This window comes from Natrinema ejinorense (assembly GCF_002494345.1).
Lineage (GTDB): Archaea > Halobacteriota > Halobacteria > Halobacteriales > Natrialbaceae > Natrinema > Natrinema longum.
The window spans coordinates 1348070-1365053 of sequence record NZ_NXNI01000001.1; the positions used below are offsets into that span (position 1 = coordinate 1348070).

Annotated in this window: 15 protein-coding genes; 9 read left to right on the plus strand and 6 right to left on the minus strand. The window is 64.8% G+C overall.

What is annotated here, in order from left to right; genetic code table 11:
* Positions 1-84: 84 nt before the first annotated feature.
* The gene (locus CP557_RS06680) at positions 85-675 is read left to right on the plus strand and encodes a GNAT family N-acetyltransferase (RefSeq protein ID WP_097379200.1); all 591 of its coding nucleotides are present in this window, start codon (positions 85-87) and stop codon (positions 673-675) included.
* Between the two features lie 35 nt (positions 676-710).
* Here CP557_RS06680 and CP557_RS06685 read toward each other — a convergent pair whose 3' ends face one another.
* Positions 711-950, minus strand: a complete 240-nt coding sequence (locus CP557_RS06685; RefSeq protein ID WP_097379201.1) for a hypothetical protein — start codon at positions 948-950, stop codon at positions 711-713.
* 56 nt (positions 951-1006) lie between these two features.
* Here CP557_RS06685 and CP557_RS06690 point away from each other — a divergent pair, with 56 nt between their 5' ends.
* The 4 genes from CP557_RS06690 (at position 1007) to mce (ending at position 6150) form a co-directional block, all read left to right on the plus strand.
* A complete protein-coding gene (locus CP557_RS06690; protein ID WP_097379202.1) occupies positions 1007-1333 on the plus strand; it encodes a hypothetical protein in 327 nt (108 codons plus the stop codon).
* An 87-nt stretch (positions 1334-1420) separates the two neighbouring features.
* Positions 1421-3103, plus strand: a complete 1683-nt coding sequence (locus CP557_RS06695; RefSeq protein ID WP_097379203.1) for an acyl-CoA mutase large subunit family protein — start codon at positions 1421-1423, stop codon at positions 3101-3103.
* Between the two features lie 175 nt (positions 3104-3278).
* Positions 3279-5483: a PQQ-dependent sugar dehydrogenase gene (locus CP557_RS06700; RefSeq protein WP_097379204.1), complete on the plus strand. Its 2205-nt coding sequence runs from the start codon at positions 3279-3281 to the stop codon at positions 5481-5483.
* Between the two features lie 283 nt (positions 5484-5766).
* Positions 5767-6150, plus strand: coding sequence for a methylmalonyl-CoA epimerase (gene mce / locus CP557_RS06705; RefSeq protein WP_097379205.1), 384 nt, complete (start codon positions 5767-5769; stop codon positions 6148-6150).
* A 64-nt stretch (positions 6151-6214) separates the two neighbouring features.
* Here mce and CP557_RS06710 read toward each other — a convergent pair whose 3' ends face one another.
* A complete protein-coding gene (locus tag CP557_RS06710) occupies positions 6215-7159 on the minus strand; it encodes a hypothetical protein (RefSeq protein WP_097379206.1) in 945 nt (314 codons plus the stop codon).
* 265 nt (positions 7160-7424) lie between these two features.
* On the opposite strand from CP557_RS06710, the gene CP557_RS06715 reads away from it, so the two are divergent.
* Positions 7425-7748: a hypothetical protein gene (locus CP557_RS06715; RefSeq protein ID WP_211290180.1), complete on the plus strand. Its 324-nt coding sequence runs from the start codon at positions 7425-7427 to the stop codon at positions 7746-7748.
* Here CP557_RS06715 and CP557_RS06720 read toward each other — a convergent pair whose 3' ends face one another.
* Positions 7749-8387, minus strand: a complete 639-nt coding sequence (locus tag CP557_RS06720) for an FAD-dependent oxidoreductase (protein WP_097381553.1) — start codon at positions 8385-8387, stop codon at positions 7749-7751.
* Positions 8388-8663: 276 nt separating this feature from the next.
* On the opposite strand from CP557_RS06720, the gene CP557_RS06725 reads away from it, so the two are divergent.
* Positions 8664-10418 carry a 2-oxoacid:acceptor oxidoreductase subunit alpha gene (locus CP557_RS06725; protein WP_097379207.1) on the plus strand — a complete coding sequence of 585 codons (1755 nt, stop codon included), beginning with the start codon at positions 8664-8666 and terminating at the stop codon, positions 10416-10418.
* Positions 10418-11281, plus strand: a complete 864-nt coding sequence (locus CP557_RS06730) for a 2-oxoacid:ferredoxin oxidoreductase subunit beta (RefSeq protein ID WP_097379208.1) — start codon at positions 10418-10420, stop codon at positions 11279-11281. The genes CP557_RS06725 and CP557_RS06730 overlap by 1 nt, the downstream gene beginning before the upstream one ends.
* Positions 11282-11435: 154 nt before the next feature.
* Here the strand turns inward: CP557_RS06730 and CP557_RS06735 are convergent, their stop codons facing one another.
* Complete coding sequence (locus CP557_RS06735; protein ID WP_097379209.1) at positions 11436-12101, minus strand: DUF6517 family protein; 666 nt, start codon at positions 12099-12101, stop codon at positions 11436-11438.
* 148 nt (positions 12102-12249) lie between these two features.
* Between CP557_RS06735 and CP557_RS06740 the strand changes: the two genes are divergently transcribed.
* On the plus strand, positions 12250-13371 hold the full coding sequence (locus CP557_RS06740) for a pyridoxal phosphate-dependent aminotransferase (protein WP_097379210.1): 1122 nt from the start codon (positions 12250-12252) through the stop codon (positions 13369-13371).
* A 133-nt stretch (positions 13372-13504) separates the two neighbouring features.
* Here the strand turns inward: CP557_RS06740 and CP557_RS06745 are convergent, their stop codons facing one another.
* Together CP557_RS06745 and CP557_RS06750 are read right to left on the minus strand one after the other, a co-directional pair.
* Positions 13505-14890 (minus strand): FAD-binding oxidoreductase, encoded by a 1386-nt coding sequence (locus CP557_RS06745; protein WP_097379211.1) that lies wholly within the window; start codon positions 14888-14890, stop codon positions 13505-13507.
* Positions 14891-15369: 479 nt separating this feature from the next.
* On the minus strand, positions 15370-16896 hold the full coding sequence (locus CP557_RS06750; RefSeq protein WP_097379212.1) for a DUF790 family protein: 1527 nt from the start codon (positions 16894-16896) through the stop codon (positions 15370-15372).
* Between the last annotated feature and the right edge of the window lie 88 nt (positions 16897-16984).

Here is a 16984-nt window from a genome sequence, read left to right on the forward strand (position 1 = left end):
CCCGTACGCTGGGAGCCGGAGCGACTCGAGCGAGCGACCGCAGGCCCACAAACCCTTTTGGCTGCACACCACCTACGTCGAATCATGTACGTGCGGGACGCGAAAAACAGGGAAGAGGTCTGGTTGCTGGATCACATCGAGTCGATGGGGCTCGACGAGACGGCGTTTCGCTCCCGTGACTACGTCGTCGCTATCGACGAGGCTTCCGGCGAGAAGGCCGGCTTCGGCCGGATCCGCGTCCACAAGCCCGACGACGAGTCGGCGGCGGACGTCTGTGAGTTGACCAGTATCGGCGTCCTCGAGGGGTGGCGCGGACAGGGCGTCGGGGCGCACATCGTCGAACGACTCGTGGAGTACGCCGGCGACGAGGGGTTCGACACCGTCTACGTCCTGACCGGCGAGGGGGCCTACCTCGCCCAGTTTGGGTTCCAGCGGATCGAGGAGTCCGACCTGCCGGGCGTCCTCCAGCAGCGACTCGCGGACAAGCGCGACGGCGTCGATCCCGACGCGGTACCGCTGGCGATCGATACCGAGGAGTTCAGGATGCCCGATCGGCTCCGCGAGGCGTTCAAGCGAGCCCCGGAGGGGCGCGAGGAAACGGGCGACCGGGAGTCCCCGGAGGACTTCGGGATCGACCCGGATTCGGCCACGTACAAGTACGATACCGGTCGGTAGGTGACCGCGGGATGGCAGGGATCGACCGTCGGGTTTCAGCCCTCGTACTCGGTATCGGCGGGTCGCTCACCGATACCGTATCGGAACGCGACCCAGCCGATCCCGGAGAGAAACACCACCGGGGGCACGATCGCAAACGCCCACAGCGGGTCCACCCCCCAGCCCAACAGGAGCCCGAGGTTCACCAACCCGAGCGCCAGACAGGGAGCGACGTAGCGGGCGGCGCGGCGGCGATCACCGGTTCCGGCGGTCGACGCTGCCGGGTCCCCTGGCATAGGTGGCGGGTCGATACCACGAACCATAAGCGGTTGTGGCGATACGAACGATATTCATGAGTTCCAACGAATCAGATTCGGCAGTCGACAGCAGCGACTCGGACGACAACGGCGACGAGGTCCGCGTCTGGCTCGTCGAGCGAACGTACGGGGACGACGAACTCAACATCATCATCCTCGTGTACGCGACGGAAGACGGCAGCCGCTACCATCGTCGCGAGCGGGCGCTGACGAGCTTTACCGGCCCCACTCGAGAGACTAAAGCCAGCCTCCTCGTCTCGGCCGACGCGCTCGGCACCGTCGACGATCCGGAGACGCGGGACCGCTATGCCGAGGAAGCGTCGCGGATGGCGGATCGACACGACCCGGAAGACGGCGTCTGAAGCGGTTCAGGACGACGCCGGTGACCGTCCGCGAAAGCTTGACGCGTACATCAAAGTTCAAGCCCCGCCCGGTCCACGGTATTCATAATGTTCGACCCCGACGAACTCGAGGAGATCCGTGCCAGCAAGGAAGCGTGGCACGAGGAAGAAGTCGAACCGGTTCTCGATCGGTTCGGCGAGCGCAAGGAAACGTTCACGACCGATACGGGCGGTCAAGAGGTCGATCGGCTCTATACGCCGGCCGACGTCGACGGCCTCGACTACGAGGAGGATCTGGGCAATCCGGGGGAGCCGCCGTACACGCGCGGCGTCTACTCGACGGGCTACCGCGGTCGGCTGTGGACCATGCGCCAGTACGCCGGGTTCTCGACGCCGGAAGACACCAACGAGCGGTATCACTACCTGCTCGATCAGGGACAGACGGGGCTCTCGATGGCTTTCGACCTGCCGACGCAGATGGGGTACGACTCCGACGCCGACATGGCCGCCGGCGAGGTCGGCAAGGCCGGCGTCGCGATCGATTCCCTGGACGACATGGAGACGGTCTTCGATGGCATTCCGCTCGATGAGGTCTCGACGTCGATGACGATCAACGCGCCGGCGTCGGTGTTGCTGGCCATGTACATCGCGGTGGGCGACCAGCAGGGCGTCGACCGCTCGGAGCTACGGGGGACGATCCAGAACGACCTCCTGAAGGAGTACATCGCACGGAACACGTACATCTACCCGCCGGAGCCGTCGATGCGGATCATCACGGACATCTTCGAGTTCTGTGCCGAGGAGACGCCGAAGTTCAACACCATCTCGATTTCGGGTTATCACATCCGAGAGGCCGGTTCCACGGCCGCCCAGGAACTCGCCTTCACGCTGGGCGACGGCATCGAGTACGTCGAGACGGCGATCGAGGCCGGCCTCGACGTCGACGAGTTCGCCCCCCAGCTCTCCTTTTTCTTCAACGGACACAACAACATCTTCGAGGAGGTCGCCAAGTTCCGTGCGGCCCGCCGGATGTGGCACGACCTCATCGAGGAGCGCTTCGACCCGGACGACCCCAAATCCAAGCAGCTCAAGTTCCACACCCAGACGGCGGGCTCGATGCTGACCGCCCAGCAGATCGAGAACAACGTCGTCCGCGTCGCCTATCAGGCGCTTGCAGCCGTGCTCGGGGGCACCCAGAGCCTGCACACGAACGGCAAGGACGAGGCACTCGCCCTGCCGACCGAGGAATCGGTCCGCACGGCCCTGCGGACCCAGCAGATCCTCGCCCACGAGTCCGGCGCGGCCGACACTATCGACCCGCTCGCGGGCAGCTACTACGTCGAATCGCTCACCGACGAGGTCGAGGAAGAAGCCTACGACATCTTAGAGGAGGTCGAAGAGCGCGGGGGCATGCTCGAGGCCGTCGAACAGCAGTGGGTCCAGCGCCAGATCCAGGACACGTCCTTCGACCGCCAGCGAGAGATCGAGGAGAAAGAACGGATCATCGTCGGCGTCAACGAGTTCGAGGTCGACGAAGACCCCGAGATGGACGTCGAAGAGGTCACCGAGGAGGACCAACAGCGACAGATCGACAACCTCGAGGGTGTTCGCGCCGAGCGCGACGACGAGGCGGTCGACGCGAGCCTCGAGGCGCTGCGCGATGCGGCACGAAGCGATCGGAACCTGATGCCGTACATCATCGACGCGGTCAAGGCCTACGCGACGGTCGGCGAGATCTGTAACGTCATGCGCGACGAGTTCGGGGAGTACCAGCCAGGCGGCGCGATGTGAGCGATCGAACGACGGTCGGGGCCGGGTAATATCCCTGCTGTCTCTCGAGTAATACCGTTTTACACCCGATTCGGTCCGGCGGTTCGAAGACAACGTTTTGTTGTGCTGGGAATTCGGAGGAACGGTCTGGTCCGTTTATCATCACCTCGGGTGACGGCGCTCTCGTGAGCACATCATGAGCGAGCAACCCGCCGAGCGGTCGATCCCGGTCGGGGAATCATCCCGCAACTATGCGTCCCGCCGTCGCGTGTTACGGGCCGCCGCCGCTGCGGGCGGGGTCGTCGGGCTGAGCACCGCTGCGTTCGCCCAGGAGGCCGAAACGATCGAACTCGGGGGTGAGACGAGCGGCTGGCAAGGCGTCGCACCCGAGGCGATCGCGGACGAGACGAACCCGACGCTGGAACTCGAGGAGGGGACCACGTACGAACTCACGTGGGAGAACCTCGACGGTATCGCGCACAATATGGTCATCGTCGACGGCGAGGGCGAAGCACTCGAGCGGACCGAACTCATGAGCGAGCAGGGCGAGACCCAGACGCTCGAGTTCGAGGCCACGAGCGAGATGGCCGAGTACTACTGTGAGCCCCATCGGGCGACGATGCGCGGAGACGTGTCGGTCGGCGGCGGGAACGGGGCCCAGGAGCAGCCGGAAGCCGGCGATTCGGAGGGGTTCTTCCAGCCGGGGGCGGAGATCGGCGTCCGGACGATCGCGGAGGGGATGACCGCGCCGACGGACATGGCAGTTGCCGACGAGGAGCGAGACCGGTACTTCGTCGCGGATCAGACGGGTGAGCTCTGGGTCGTCACCGACGACGGGCTCCGGGACGAGCCGTTCCTCGACGTCAGCGATCGGCTCGTCGAACTCGGGACGTTCGAGGGAGCGTACGCCGACCCGAATCAGGACTACGACGAACGGGGGTTGCTCGGCGTCGAGTTCCATCCCGACTTCGCGGAGAACGGACAGTTCTACGTTCACTACAGCGCGCCACCTAACGACGAGACGCCCGACGGGTGGAGTCACGTCGAGGTCGTCTCGGAGTTCCAGGCCACCGACGAGACGAGTCAGGGCGACCCCGAGTCGGAACGAGTGCTCCTGGAGTTCCAGAAGCCACAGTACAACCACGACGCCGGGCCGATGGCGTTCGGGCCCGACGGCTACCTCTACGTTCCGATGGGCGACGGCGGCGGTGCGAACGATGATATGGAGGGACACGTCGACGACTGGTACGACGGAAACGACGGCGGGAACGGCCAGGACGTCAGCGAGAACCTGCTCGGAAGCATCCTTCGAATCGACGTCGACAGTGAGGGAACGGACCAGCCGTACGGCATCCCTGAAGATAACCCACTGGTAGACGAGGACGACGCGCTCGACGAACACTACGCGTGGGGCTTTCGGAACCCGTTTGGCATCTCGTTCGACAGCGACGGTCGACTGTTCGTCGCCGACGCCGGTCAGGACCTGTTCGAAGAGGCAAACCTCGTCGAGGCGGGGGGCAACTACGGCTGGAACGTCAAAGAGGGGACCCACTGCTTCAGCACGGACAGTCCGAGCCAGCCGCCGGCGGAGTGCCCGGATTCGGCACCCGAGGACGCGCCGTACAACGGTCAGGAACTCCAGGATCCGATCGTCGAGTATCCCCACATCTATCGGGAGGAGATGGTCGGCATCGTGATCGTTGGCGGGCACGTCTACGAAGCCGGGCAAATCGACGGCCTCGAGGGGAAGTACGTCTTCGGTGATTGGACGTCCGATCCGTCCCGCGAAGAGCCGGCAGGGCGACTCCTCGCCGCCGCCGATCCTGACGGCGGCGGAGCTGAACCAATGGCTGGTGCGGACGGCGGGAACGAGACAGCAGAGATGAACGAGACTGTCGATGCGAACGAGACGGCAGGAATGAATGAAACTGTCGGCGGGAACGAGACGGCGGAGATGAACGAGACGGCCGACGGGAACGAAACCGCGACCGAGGCGGGTTCGGACGGCGACCAACAGGTGGTTCCGCGGGACGAACTCTGGGAGATGGAAGAATTGCAGGTCGCAGGCACCGAGGACGGATCCTTCCCGTACTTCGTCCGCATGTTCGGTCAGGACGACGAGGGGAACGTGTACGTGCTCGCGAACCGGGAGGGCACTCCGACGGGCGACACCGGTGCGGTCATGCGGATCGTCCCACCGGGCGAGGGTGACTCCCTCTCGATGCCCGAGGGGGCGGCGGGAACCCCAGCCGAGGAGCAGGAACCCGACGAGAACGCGACGGCGGACACTCAGGACGAACCGATCGCCGACGGCAACGAGACGGCGGCCAACGAAACGGAAACCGAGACCGGTACGAACGAGACCGCGGCCGACGACAACCAGACGGCCGACGACGCGTAACGGCTCGAGGCACTGCCCAACGGCTCGTCGAGGTACCACTCTCGAGCGGGACGTGGGCGACCCGGACACCGAACCGTTGTCCGAACGCGAACGCGAGGTCGGTGTCTTTCGAGGTAGTGGCGACAACTGTTAACGACGACCGATGAACCGGACGAGGGATCCACGCGGGCGGCTCTGCGATACCCGCGTCGCGTCCGTCGCGGCGGTTCCGACGGAGCGAGCGGGAACCGAACGCCACGAAAAATCATAACAGTAACACGGCCGCTCCGAGGAGTACAATCCGATGCACTTCGATCACGCCGGGATCGCGACCGATGACGCACAGGCACTCGCGGAACTGTACGGCGACCTCTTCGGCCTCGAGAGCGCCCACGAAGAGGTGTTCGACGGACTGCGCGTCGTCTTCCTCGAGTGTGGCGACGGCTATTTCGAACTCCTCGAGCCACTCGAGGAGGGGACGATTGCGCGGTACCTCGAGACCAACGGCGCGGGGATCCACCACCTCGCGCTCGCGACCGACGACATCGAGGCGGCCCTCGAGACGGCCAGAGAGCACGAGGTGTCGCTGATCGACGAGGAGCCACGACCGGGCGCGTGGGGTCACTCAGTGGCGTTTCTGCACCCGAAAGACACTGGCGGAATTCTGATCGAACTCGTCGAACACTGATCCAATAGCCTGGCGACTGAACCCCAGTCCCGAACTTTCGAGAGCGACCGGCGACTGCTGCTCGTCACTCCCCTGGTTGATACTCGACCGCAGTGACCTGCTGTGTTTCGGCAGGGGTCTCGTGGAAGACTTCGACGCGGCCGGGATAGCGCCCCTCGAGATCGATTCGGGCCTCGTAGTCGGCGACGCCGAGACAATCGACACAGGTACCCGCTTCCTCGTCGTCAACGGCGACGGTGATCGCGAGGGCGTCGCGGCGCTCGTCGTACTCCGTCTCGGCCAGCGAAAGGTCGTGACAGGGCGTCGGTGTCGTAATATCGCCGTCGACGATCACGACTTCGTCCGCGAATTCGACGACCGCCTGGTGGCCGTCCATTCGACCCGCACATGTCCGTTCCCCGATCTCGAGCGACGTGTCCGCGACCGCCGGTACCGGACAGGGAACGGATGACGAGGTCGACTCGGATCGCACGCCGGTCTCGCTGAGCGTCACCGTCGTGCGAGAACGCACGCAGTCGAACGGGTGTCGATCGACCCCGTCGGTCACTGTCGACTCGCTGTTCCCATCGTCGCTGCTGGTTCTAACGGTGACCGTGTACGAACGGGGCTCGACGAGGACGAACGCGAGCCGCTCTCCCGCCGGCAAGTCGAACTCACGCTCGAGCGGCGGATCGGTATCGTCGCTGTCGTCGTCACCGTCGGACTCCGTGCCCTCGTCGGCCGTGATCACTACCGACACGGGTCGCTCGGTATCACCGCTGTTCCGGAGTACGACCTCGTGTGGCGGGTGCGCGGGGAGGAACGGAACGTCGTCGGGGGTCCCGACTTCGATTGGGGTGTCCGATTCGGAATCGGTACCGTCCCGGCCGAGCCCGTCACTCGAGTCGTCGGCTGGCTCGTATTCGGCGGTACTGCTCGCTGTCCGGAGCCGGTCGAACTCCGAACCCACGCAACCCGCCAGCCCACAGAGTGGAGCAGTCGTCCCGATGAGGAAGTCTCGGCGTCGCATACGCGACCCAACGACAATGAGGCCTAAACACCTTTGTCACGCTCTCCGAGGGTATTCCGAGGAAACAGTCGGCTCTCCCGAGGCAGGCACACGTCACGGCCCGGCTGAAACCCGTCGCGCGTCTCTTCCAGAGCATGCGTAATCCGATGCAACGCGAGTCGCCGACGAGCGAGCGCACGCTTCCGTCAGTCGGAGTCGAACGGCGGATCTGTTGCCGAGAGCAGACCGTTTCGCCTCGCGCGTGTCCTGTTCGGTGCTGTTCTCCATGGCGACGGACGACCTCCGAAATTTCGAGGAGCGGATCCGGTACGCCGAGTCGAAGAACGCGCCGGCGCCGTCGCTGTCGGTCCCGGCGATAAGCGGCGGGCTCCTGTTTGGCAGCGTCGGGATCGCGCTATGGCGGGTGCCCGTCGCGTCTGCCGCTGCAGTGGCGGTCTTCTTCGGGAGCGTCACGCCGCTGCTGCACGACTTCTGGAACGTGGACGGTCCCGCGGAACAAGAGATCATCGAATTTTCCAAAAACGTCGCACTGCTGGGTGCAGCACTCGCTTTCCTCCAGCTGGGACGGTCGCAGGGTCCTGGGAAGTAGTCACCCGAAGTTCTCGATCAGTGCGTCGTCCGGATCGCCGCCGGCATCCTCGATCGCGTCGGCGACGAACGTGACGAAGTCGTCGAAGCCGAACGCGTACAGCTGTCCCGCCTCGCGGTGGGTTTCGATGGCGTCCGCCAATTCGTCGTTCGCGCCTTCGTCGACGAAAACGACCGTCGCGCCCGCGTCCTCGAGGGCCTCGAGACGATCGGTGTGTGCCGGTTCGTCGGCCTGATAGATCACGACGGCGTCGCACCCGGCGTCGTGGGCCGCTTCCGCAACAGCGACCGAGGGGCCGATTCCCGGCCCGCCGGCGAGCGCGACGACGTCGTCCTCGCCCTCGTAGGTGATCCGACCGAACGGACCGTCGACGTGGACGGTGTCGCCGCGTTCGAGCGCCGCGAGCCACGGCGAGAGATCGCCGTCAGGATCGACGCCGACGGTGAGTTCGAACGTCTCGCCCACCGAGGGTGACGAGAGCGTGTAGTGTCGGGAGAGTACTTCGTCGTTGGGCTTGGCCTGGAGCAAGACGAACTGTCCCGGCAGGGCATCGAACCCGTCGGGCGTCTCGAGTTCGAGCGTGACGGTCTCGGGGCCGACCTCGCTGACCGATGCGACGGTGACTGGCGTCCCTTCCATGTCGAATCCGTTCGGTGGCCGGTTGAAAAGACGTTCCGTTCCGTCCGCGACGTCGTGCCGACAGCGTTCACAGCTCCACCCGACAAAATCTACCGGACTGCGAGCGGACACGGTCACGCAGTTGTCTGTTTCTTCCGCCGTGTGAATCTCTTTCGCAGATTCCATAACGATTAATGAATAGTTACCTTCTCTGCCGAACAGATCACCCGCTGTTGCGGTTGTCCGGCTAGGGTTTCAGAAGCCTTTTCATTTATGGGAGGCAAGGCCCAGCATAACATGGCTGAGGATCTCAACTGGGCGGTCGGAGGCGAGGCCGGCGACGGTATCGACTCCACGGGAAAAATATTCGCTCAGGCACTTTCCCGAGCCGGACGGCACGTATTCACCTCGAAAGACTTCGCGTCCCGGATCCGTGGCGGTTACACGGCCTACAAGATCCGCACCTCCGTCGAGCAGGTCCAGAGCGTCGTCGACCGACTGGATATTCTGGTCGCGCTCACCCAGCGAACGATCGACGAGAACCTCGACGAACTCCACGAGGGAAGCGCCATCATCTACGACGGTGAGCGATCCTGGGAGGCCGAAATCCCCGACGAGATGACCGCAGTCGACGTGCCGCTGAAATCGCTGGCCGAGGAGGCCGGCGGCGCGATCATGCGCAACATCGTCGCGCTCGGTGCCGCGTGTGAGATCACCGGCTTCGACGTCGAATACCTCGACGAAGCCCTCGAGAAGCGCTTTGGCGGCAAGGGCTCGAAGATCGTCGAGAACAACAAGGCAGCCGCTCGAGCGGGCCAGGAGTACGTTCAGGAGAACTACGATCTGGATCACCTCGGGTACAACATCGAGACGACCGACAACGACTACGTTCTCTTGAACGGCAACGAGGCGATCGGCATGGGTGCGATCGCCGCCGGCTGCCGGTTCTACGCCGGCTATCCGATCACGCCGGCGACATCGATCATGGAGTACCTGACGGGTCGAATCGAGGACTACGGCGGCCACGTCGTGCAGGCCGAAGACGAGTTGTCGGCGATCAATATGTCCCTCGGTGCCGCACGGGCCGGTGCTCGATCGATGACCGCGACGTCGGGAGCCGGGATCGACCTCATGACCGAAACCTTTGGCCTGGTCGCGACCAGCGAGACGCCACTGGTCATCGCCGACGTCCAGCGGTCCGGTCCCTCGACGGGGATGCCGACGAAACAGGAACAGGGCGACCTGAATATGGCACTGTATGGCGGCCACGGCGAAGTCCCGCGATTCGTCGTCGCCCCGACGTCGATCACCGAGTGTTTCTGGAAGACCGTCGAAGCGTTCAACCTCGCCGAGAAGTACCAGACGCCGGTCTTCCTGGTCTCGGACTTGGCGATGTCGGTCACCGAACAGACGTTCCCGCCCGAGGCCTTCGATATGGACGAGGTCGAGATCGACCGCGGCAAGCTCGTCGACGAGGACGAGGTCGACGAGTGGCTCGACGCACAGGGCCACTTCCGCGCTCACGCCGTCACCGACGACGGCGTCAGCCCGCGTGCCATCCCCGGCACGACCGACGCCGCCCACATGTCGACCGGCCTCGAGCACGACGAACTCGGCCGCCGGACGGAAGCGGAGGACGAACGCGTCCACCAGGTCGACAAGCGCAATCGCAAGGTCGAGACTGCCAGGGATGACGAGGACTGGGACTACCGCGAATTCGGCGACCCCGACGCGGACAACCTCATCATCTCGTGGGGTTCGAACGAGGGTGCGCTCGTCGAAGCGCTCGACTACCTCGAGGAGGACGGCATCGACGTCCACGTTATCTCGGTGCCCTACATCCACCCGCGGCCGGATCTGACCGAGGAAATCGAGGCCGCCGACGAGACGATCGTCGTGGAGTGTAACGCGACCGGGCAGTTCGCCGACGTGATCGAACACGACGTACTTACCCGCGTAAAGCGCATCAACAAGTACACAGGCGTCCGCTTCAAGGCGGACGAACTCGCGGACGACATTACCGAGAAACTCTCCGAGGAGGTACCAGCATAATGAGCTCCGACGTACGATTCACCGACTTCAAATCCGACAAGCAGCCGACGTGGTGTCCCGGATGCGGCGACTTCGGGACGATGAACGGCATGATGAAAGCCCTCGCGAACACCGGCAACGACCCCGACAACACCTTCGTGGTGGCGGGCATCGGCTGTTCCGGCAAAATCGGGACCTACATGCACAGCTACGCCCTGCACGGGGTTCACGGTCGCGCGCTGCCGGTCGGGACCGGCGTCAAGATGGCCCGCCCCGACATCGAGGTCATGGTCGCCGGCGGGGACGGTGACGGCTACTCGATCGGTGCCGGTCACTTCGTCCACGCCGTTCGCCGGAACGTCGACATGACCTACGTCGTCATGGACAACCGCATCTACGGGCTGACGAAGGGGCAGGCCTCGCCGACCTCGCGCTCGGACTTCGAGACCAGCACGACGCCCGAGGGGCCAAAGCAGCCGCCGGTCAACCCGCTCGCACTCGCGCTGGCCTCCGGCGCGAGCTTCATCGCCCAGTCGTTCAGTTCGGACGCGATGCGCCACGCCGAGATCGTTCAGGAAGCGATCGAACACGACGGCTTCGGCTTCGTCAACGTCTTCAGTCCGTGTGTCACGTTCAACGACGTCGACACCTACGACTACTTCCGCGACAGTCTCGTCGACCTCGAGGAGGAGGGTCACGACCCGACCGACTACGAGGCCGCCAAGGAGGTCATTCTCGACAGCGACAAGGAGTATCAGGGCGTCCTGTATCAGGACGAAAACTCCGTGCCGTACCACGAGCAACACGGCGTCACCGAGGACATGTCCGAGATTCCCGACGGCGCACCCGAGGACGCGATGGATCTCGTCCGCGAGTTCTACTAACGCCCGCCGCTGCTCTCCGACCGGTCTTTTCGTGGGCACGACAACACGCTCGAGAAGCGTCGGGGATGGCTCCGGCCGCGATCGTCGCGCGGAAGGCGAGTCTCGAAACGGTCGAGCGGAGATGGGAGCCGGCCGTCGACGAACGGAGTGGCAGTCAGTTTTCGACCGGATGTTCGGCGGATTCCATCAGTAACTCGACGTTCGCCGACTCTTGGGCGAACGTCTCCGGGAAGACTCCGAGCAGGACGAGCAGATCGCTCTCGTGATCGAACGACGTAATTTTGATTTCGACGTCGATCGATTCTCCCTCGAGGTCCGTTTCGCCGACGAACGTGTCGACGTCCCGGCTGTCGTCGAGGATTTCGAGGGAAAACGAGTTCTCGTGTTGGATGTCCCTGATGTCGCCGTGCTCGCCGTCGACCTCACTCAGGAACTCCTCGAGCAGTTCCTTGTTCGACATCTCGTCGAGCGGGTTGACCGATCGGCCGACGACCTCCATCCCCGGAACCGAGACGGCCGCGAAGGCGCTTCCGTCGCGCGTTTGGCCCCTGTAGTCGATCGCCTTCAGGTAGGTCGACGTCCAGATCGACGCCTCGAAGTCGCGTTCGACGCCGCCGATTTCCTCCGTTCGCTCGAGCGTTTCCTGGGTGACCGTCTCTTCGCTGTAGCCGGTGTTCTCGAGGGTCCCCTCGGCCGGTGCGGCCTGATCGGCATCGAACTCGAGGGGCTCGTTCCCGAGGACGAACCCGAGACAGCCGGCGGTCAGTGTGAGCGTCCCGGCTGCGCCCGTGGCGAGCACCGATCGTCGCGAGAGAGTCATTACCCAGGGATTCGAGACGAGCGTCATATTTGTTGTGACTCGGTCAGTCTCACGGCCCGAACCCATCGGCGGTCCTGATCGGTCAGTCACCGAAACGAGTCTGCCGAACACATCAAGAGTTATCGGGGTCGACCGCCCCCATTTAGCCATGACTGACTTCGCAACTCGAGTCGAGAACGTGTCGATCAGCGGTATTCGTGAAGTGTTCGAGGCCGCGGGCGAGGACGCGATCAACCTCGGACTCGGACAGCCGGACTTCCCGACCCCCGCCCACGCACGTCGCGGGGCGATCGAGGCGATCGAGGCCGGGCGGGCCGACGCCTACACCTCGAATAAGGGGATCCGCCAGCTCCGGGAGGCGATTTCGGCGAAGTACGATCGGGACTACGGCCTCGAGATCGATCCGGGGGACATCATCGCGACGTCGGGCGGGAGCGAGGCGCTGCATCTCGCGCTCGAGGCTCACGTCGATCCGGGCGACGAAGTGATCTTCCCCGACCCGGGCTTCGTTTCCTACGATGCGTTGACTCACATCGCGGACGGCACGCCGAAGCCGGTCGGCCTGCGCGACGATCTGACGCTCGACCCCGCGACGGTCGAGGACGCGATCACCGACGAGACGGCGGCGTTCGTCGTCAACAGCCCCGCGAACCCGACGGGGGCCGTCCAGAGCGAGGCCGACATGCGCGAGTTCGCCCGCATCGCCGACGAACACGACGTGCTCTGCATCTCCGATGAAGTCTACGAGCACATCGTCTTCGAGGGCGAGCACCACTCGCCGCTGAAATTCGCGGAGACCGACAACGTCGTCGTCGTCAGCGCCTGCTCGAAGACCTACTCGATGACCGGTTGGCGTCTCGGCTGGGTCGTCGCCTCGAACCGCCGCATCGAACGCATGCTGCGGGTCCACCAGTACGGCCAGGCCTGTGCCTCCGCGCCCGCACAGTTCGCCGCCGAGGCCGCACTGACCGGACCACAGGAGCCGGTGGCTGAAATGGTCGAGACGTTCGAACGACGGCGCGACCTCGTCCTCGACGGGCTCACGGACGCCGGCCTCGAGGTGCCGACGCCCGAAGGAGCCTTCTACGCGATGCCGAAGGTGCCCGAGGGCTGGTGTGACGAAGTACTCGAGCGCGGCGTCGTCGTCGTCCCCGGCGACGCCTTCGGGGCGAACGGCGAGGGATACGCGCGGTTGTCCTACGCGACGGGAACCGAGGAACTGAAAGAAGCGCTCGAGATCATCGACGACGCGACTCGAGCCGTTCGATAGGGGCTGGACGGCGGATCGATTCCGACGCCTGTCCAATCGGGAGCGGGCGGCAGCGTCGCCGGGAGTGTCCTCGACGAGCAGGAGCCCCTTCTCGAGTGTCCCTGTCGTCCAAACCGTGGTGGACGGGACGTTCTCAGCCCGCCGGTTCGATGTTCTGGTTCACGGCGAAGAAGTTGTCCGGATCGTATTCCGCTTTCACTTCCTGCAACCGCTCGTAGTTGTCGCCGTAGGTGGCCCGGATTCGATCGTCTCCCTCATCCATCATGAAGTTGACGTACGAGCCACCGGCCGTGTGCGGGTGAACTGCCTCCCAGTAGTCGCGGACCCACTCGATGATCGAGTCTCTGTTTGCCGGGTCCGGGTCGACACCCACGATGACCATCGACCAGGTGGCGTCGCGCATACTCCAGGCCGTCTCGTCTTCGGCGACGTTATGGACGGCGCCGTCGATGGGATAGAGGTGCATCGACGACTTCGTGGTCGGCACCTCGCTAAACCGCCGGTGTTCGGCGATGGCGTCGTCGGTCAGTTCGTGCACGAAGTCCCCCTTCCAGTAGTGGTGGTCACCTGGCGGGTACAGATCGTCGAACATGGTCTGGAGCGCGGGATAGGGCATCGGCCCGATGTGCTCGAATAGCGGTTCGGCGACGTCACGGGCCGGCTGAATCACGTCGTCCACCGCATCCGCTGGCCCGAGATAACACCACATGACTCCACAGACGTTCTCGCCGTGGAGTTCCGGCGGGAAGGGATCGCCCGGCACCTCGGCAGTCATATAGAAGGCATAGACGTCCTCCGGTGCCTCCGGCAGCCACTCCCGATACCACCGCATCGTGGACTCGAGTTCCTCGATCGGCCAGAATAGCGGTCCGGCGATAACCGTCTCGACTGGATGCAACTGGAACTCAAAGGAAGTGACCACGCCGAAGTTGCCGCCCCCGCCGCGCAGCGCCCAGAAGAGGTCCTCGTTTTCGTCTGTGCTCGCATGGACCAGTCGGCCGTCTGCCAGCACGACGTCCGCACTCACCAGATTGTCGATCGTCAGGCCGTACGTGCGGCTCAGATAGCCGTGCCCACCGCCGAGGGTCAGGCCGCCGACGCCAGTCGTAGAGATGACTCCGCTGACCGTCGCCAGTCCAAACGCGTGGGTCGCGTGATCCACGTCTCCCCAGGTACAGCCGGGTTCGACGTGGACAGTCTTCGCCGCCCGATCAACGCGGATGCCGGTCATCTCCGACAGGTCGATGACCAGACCGTTGTCGACGGTTCCCAAGCCTGGGGTACTGTGACCACCGCTGCAGATCGCCGTGTCGAGGTCGTGTTCGCGGCCGAACTGAACGGCCGACAGAACGTCTGCGACGTCGGCACACCGGGCGATCAGCCGCGGGTGCGTGTCGATCATCGCGTTGTAGATCACACGCGCGTCGTCGAACTCCGGGTCATCGGGCTGGACCAACTCTCCTCGGAGTGTTCCCGCTAACCGTTCGATCTCCGTCTCGTCCGTTGATGTCGTTGCCATGGTTTTTCCTCCCGCTCTCCGCCCGGAGAGCGGTTCGTGCCCCAGCTACGTGTGTCTCGGTACCAAGGGTCGAGGTAGCTACTTCCCGACGAGTAAGGTAGCTATCGGGTGACATATCCTCAGCTAGTGATCCGTGTGAATACGCTGCAATCTGGTCAGCTGCTGCAACCGAAGAGTCCGTTTTGTGGATCCCCGCTTCCTGTGTCCCCATCACTCGACCGTAGCGATGCGACGCTCTCCTGTCGTCCGCTTCTCCGTGCTCGAGGCTCGGTTAGAGTGGGTGGCGAATACAATCGCTCTATTTTGCACGCCCTTCGCGATAAGGGTCTGGCGGATCGAGATTTGTGCCAGTTCGTACGCCCCCTGTACTGGGCGATTCGATGAGTCTCGTCCCGCGGAACCGGGAGCAGGTCTCCGTCGTCCCCGAGCTGTCGTTGGAAGTACCGCACCGCCACTTACCCCGCGACACGCCGCCCTCGCTACCGCTCCACGATCGTCCCACCGGCCAGTCCCTCCCACTCCACGCGATAGCCCAGCCGCGAGAGGACCGCACTCGAGTCGGTTATCCCGTACTCCTCGAGGATCGCGTTGGCCGCCGCGAGATCGGTTCCGGGATCGATCTCGTCGGCGAGCGTCTCGAGGACGGCGGGTCGAATCAGGGTCCGACCGACCTGGTCGTGCTCGGGAAACGAGACGTCCGCAAGCGCGTCCGTACTCACGTCGTGGCGAGCAGCTACCGTCTCAAGGCCGATCACGTCCGCGTCGGGGCAGAGCTCGGCGGGGAGTGTGGCGGCGCTCTCGGCGACGAGTTGGCGCTCGTACTCCCGGAGGACGTCGGCAACGTCTTTGACTCGTACCGTTCCCGAGTAGGGGATCGCGCGGTGGTCGCGGGCGGCGATCTCCTCGCCGACGCCCAGCGACTCGTCGACGGCGACCAGCATGTCCACGTCCTCGAGGGCTGCGAGCTGTGAGAGCTTCTTTGCGACGTACTCGGGCGTCCAAAAGCCCATGATTTCGAAGTAGAGGCGGAAGTCACCGTACTCGTACTCGAAGGCGAAGTCCGGGATCATCACCCGCGTTCCCGTCGCGAGCGGTTCCGGTTCGCGGACGAGCGTCCAGTCGAGATCGAGGTTCGAAAACCGGGCGGCGAACTCCGCCTCGACGCCGCTGTCGAACGACACCTCCGCGACCGGCTCCGCGTCGGGGACGCGAACGGGGTCCTCGTCGGAGAGCGCGAGCGTCCGTTCCGTCCCGCGGTCGTCGATCGTCGCCCCGAGTTGCCACCGGTCGGCGTTCGCGACCGTCCGCAGGAGGCGGGCGAAGCGGGTGCCGTACCGCCGGGTGGCACGAAAGAGGTGTGTCGGTCCCGTGACGACGACTTCCCGTTCCGATAGGTCGCCGTCACCCGCGGCCCCTTCGTCTCGGCGGATCTCGTACATCAATCGCAGGCGCTTGATCGCCGAAATCAGCGCCTTCGGGTCGCTCGAGCGGACGCGAACCTCGGTCGCATCGAACAGCGCCGTCTGTGCGAGCGAGAGGTTGTACTGGGCGATCAGCCCGTCGGGATCCCACCGTGGCTCGACCGCCGAGAGGACCTGTCGATCCTCGAGATCCGCATAGAGTGCCGTCTCGAGGTCGTCGGCCGAGACGTCGAGCGATTCGCCCGCCCGGATGAGCGCCATCGTGCGCTCGTCCTCGGTGACGACGCCGACGGCTTCGGCGGCTTCGAAGGCGGCCTTGCGGGCCCGTTCGGGGTCGACGGCCGCGTTCGTCTCGAAGACCGCCTCGCGCTCGAGCAGCGCCGCCAGCCCGCGCACGAGTTTGAAATCATCGGCGTCGCGCTCGAGTGCGGTCAGTGCGTCCTCGAGAGCCGCACGCGGTTCGCCGACGTGGCCCTGATAGGTGCCGATGACCCTGGCGGCGAGTGGCCGGTGGCTCCGGACCGCGAACTGCGGGTGGTAGCCGCCGCCGGCCCGCGAGACGCGAAGCAGGTCCTTCGTCAGCATCGGGTTCGACTCGGTGTGGCGTCGCCAAAAGTCGTCCGGACGACCGGCCCCTCGCCCCCGTCCGCGGCGGCGTCGGACCGGCCGACAC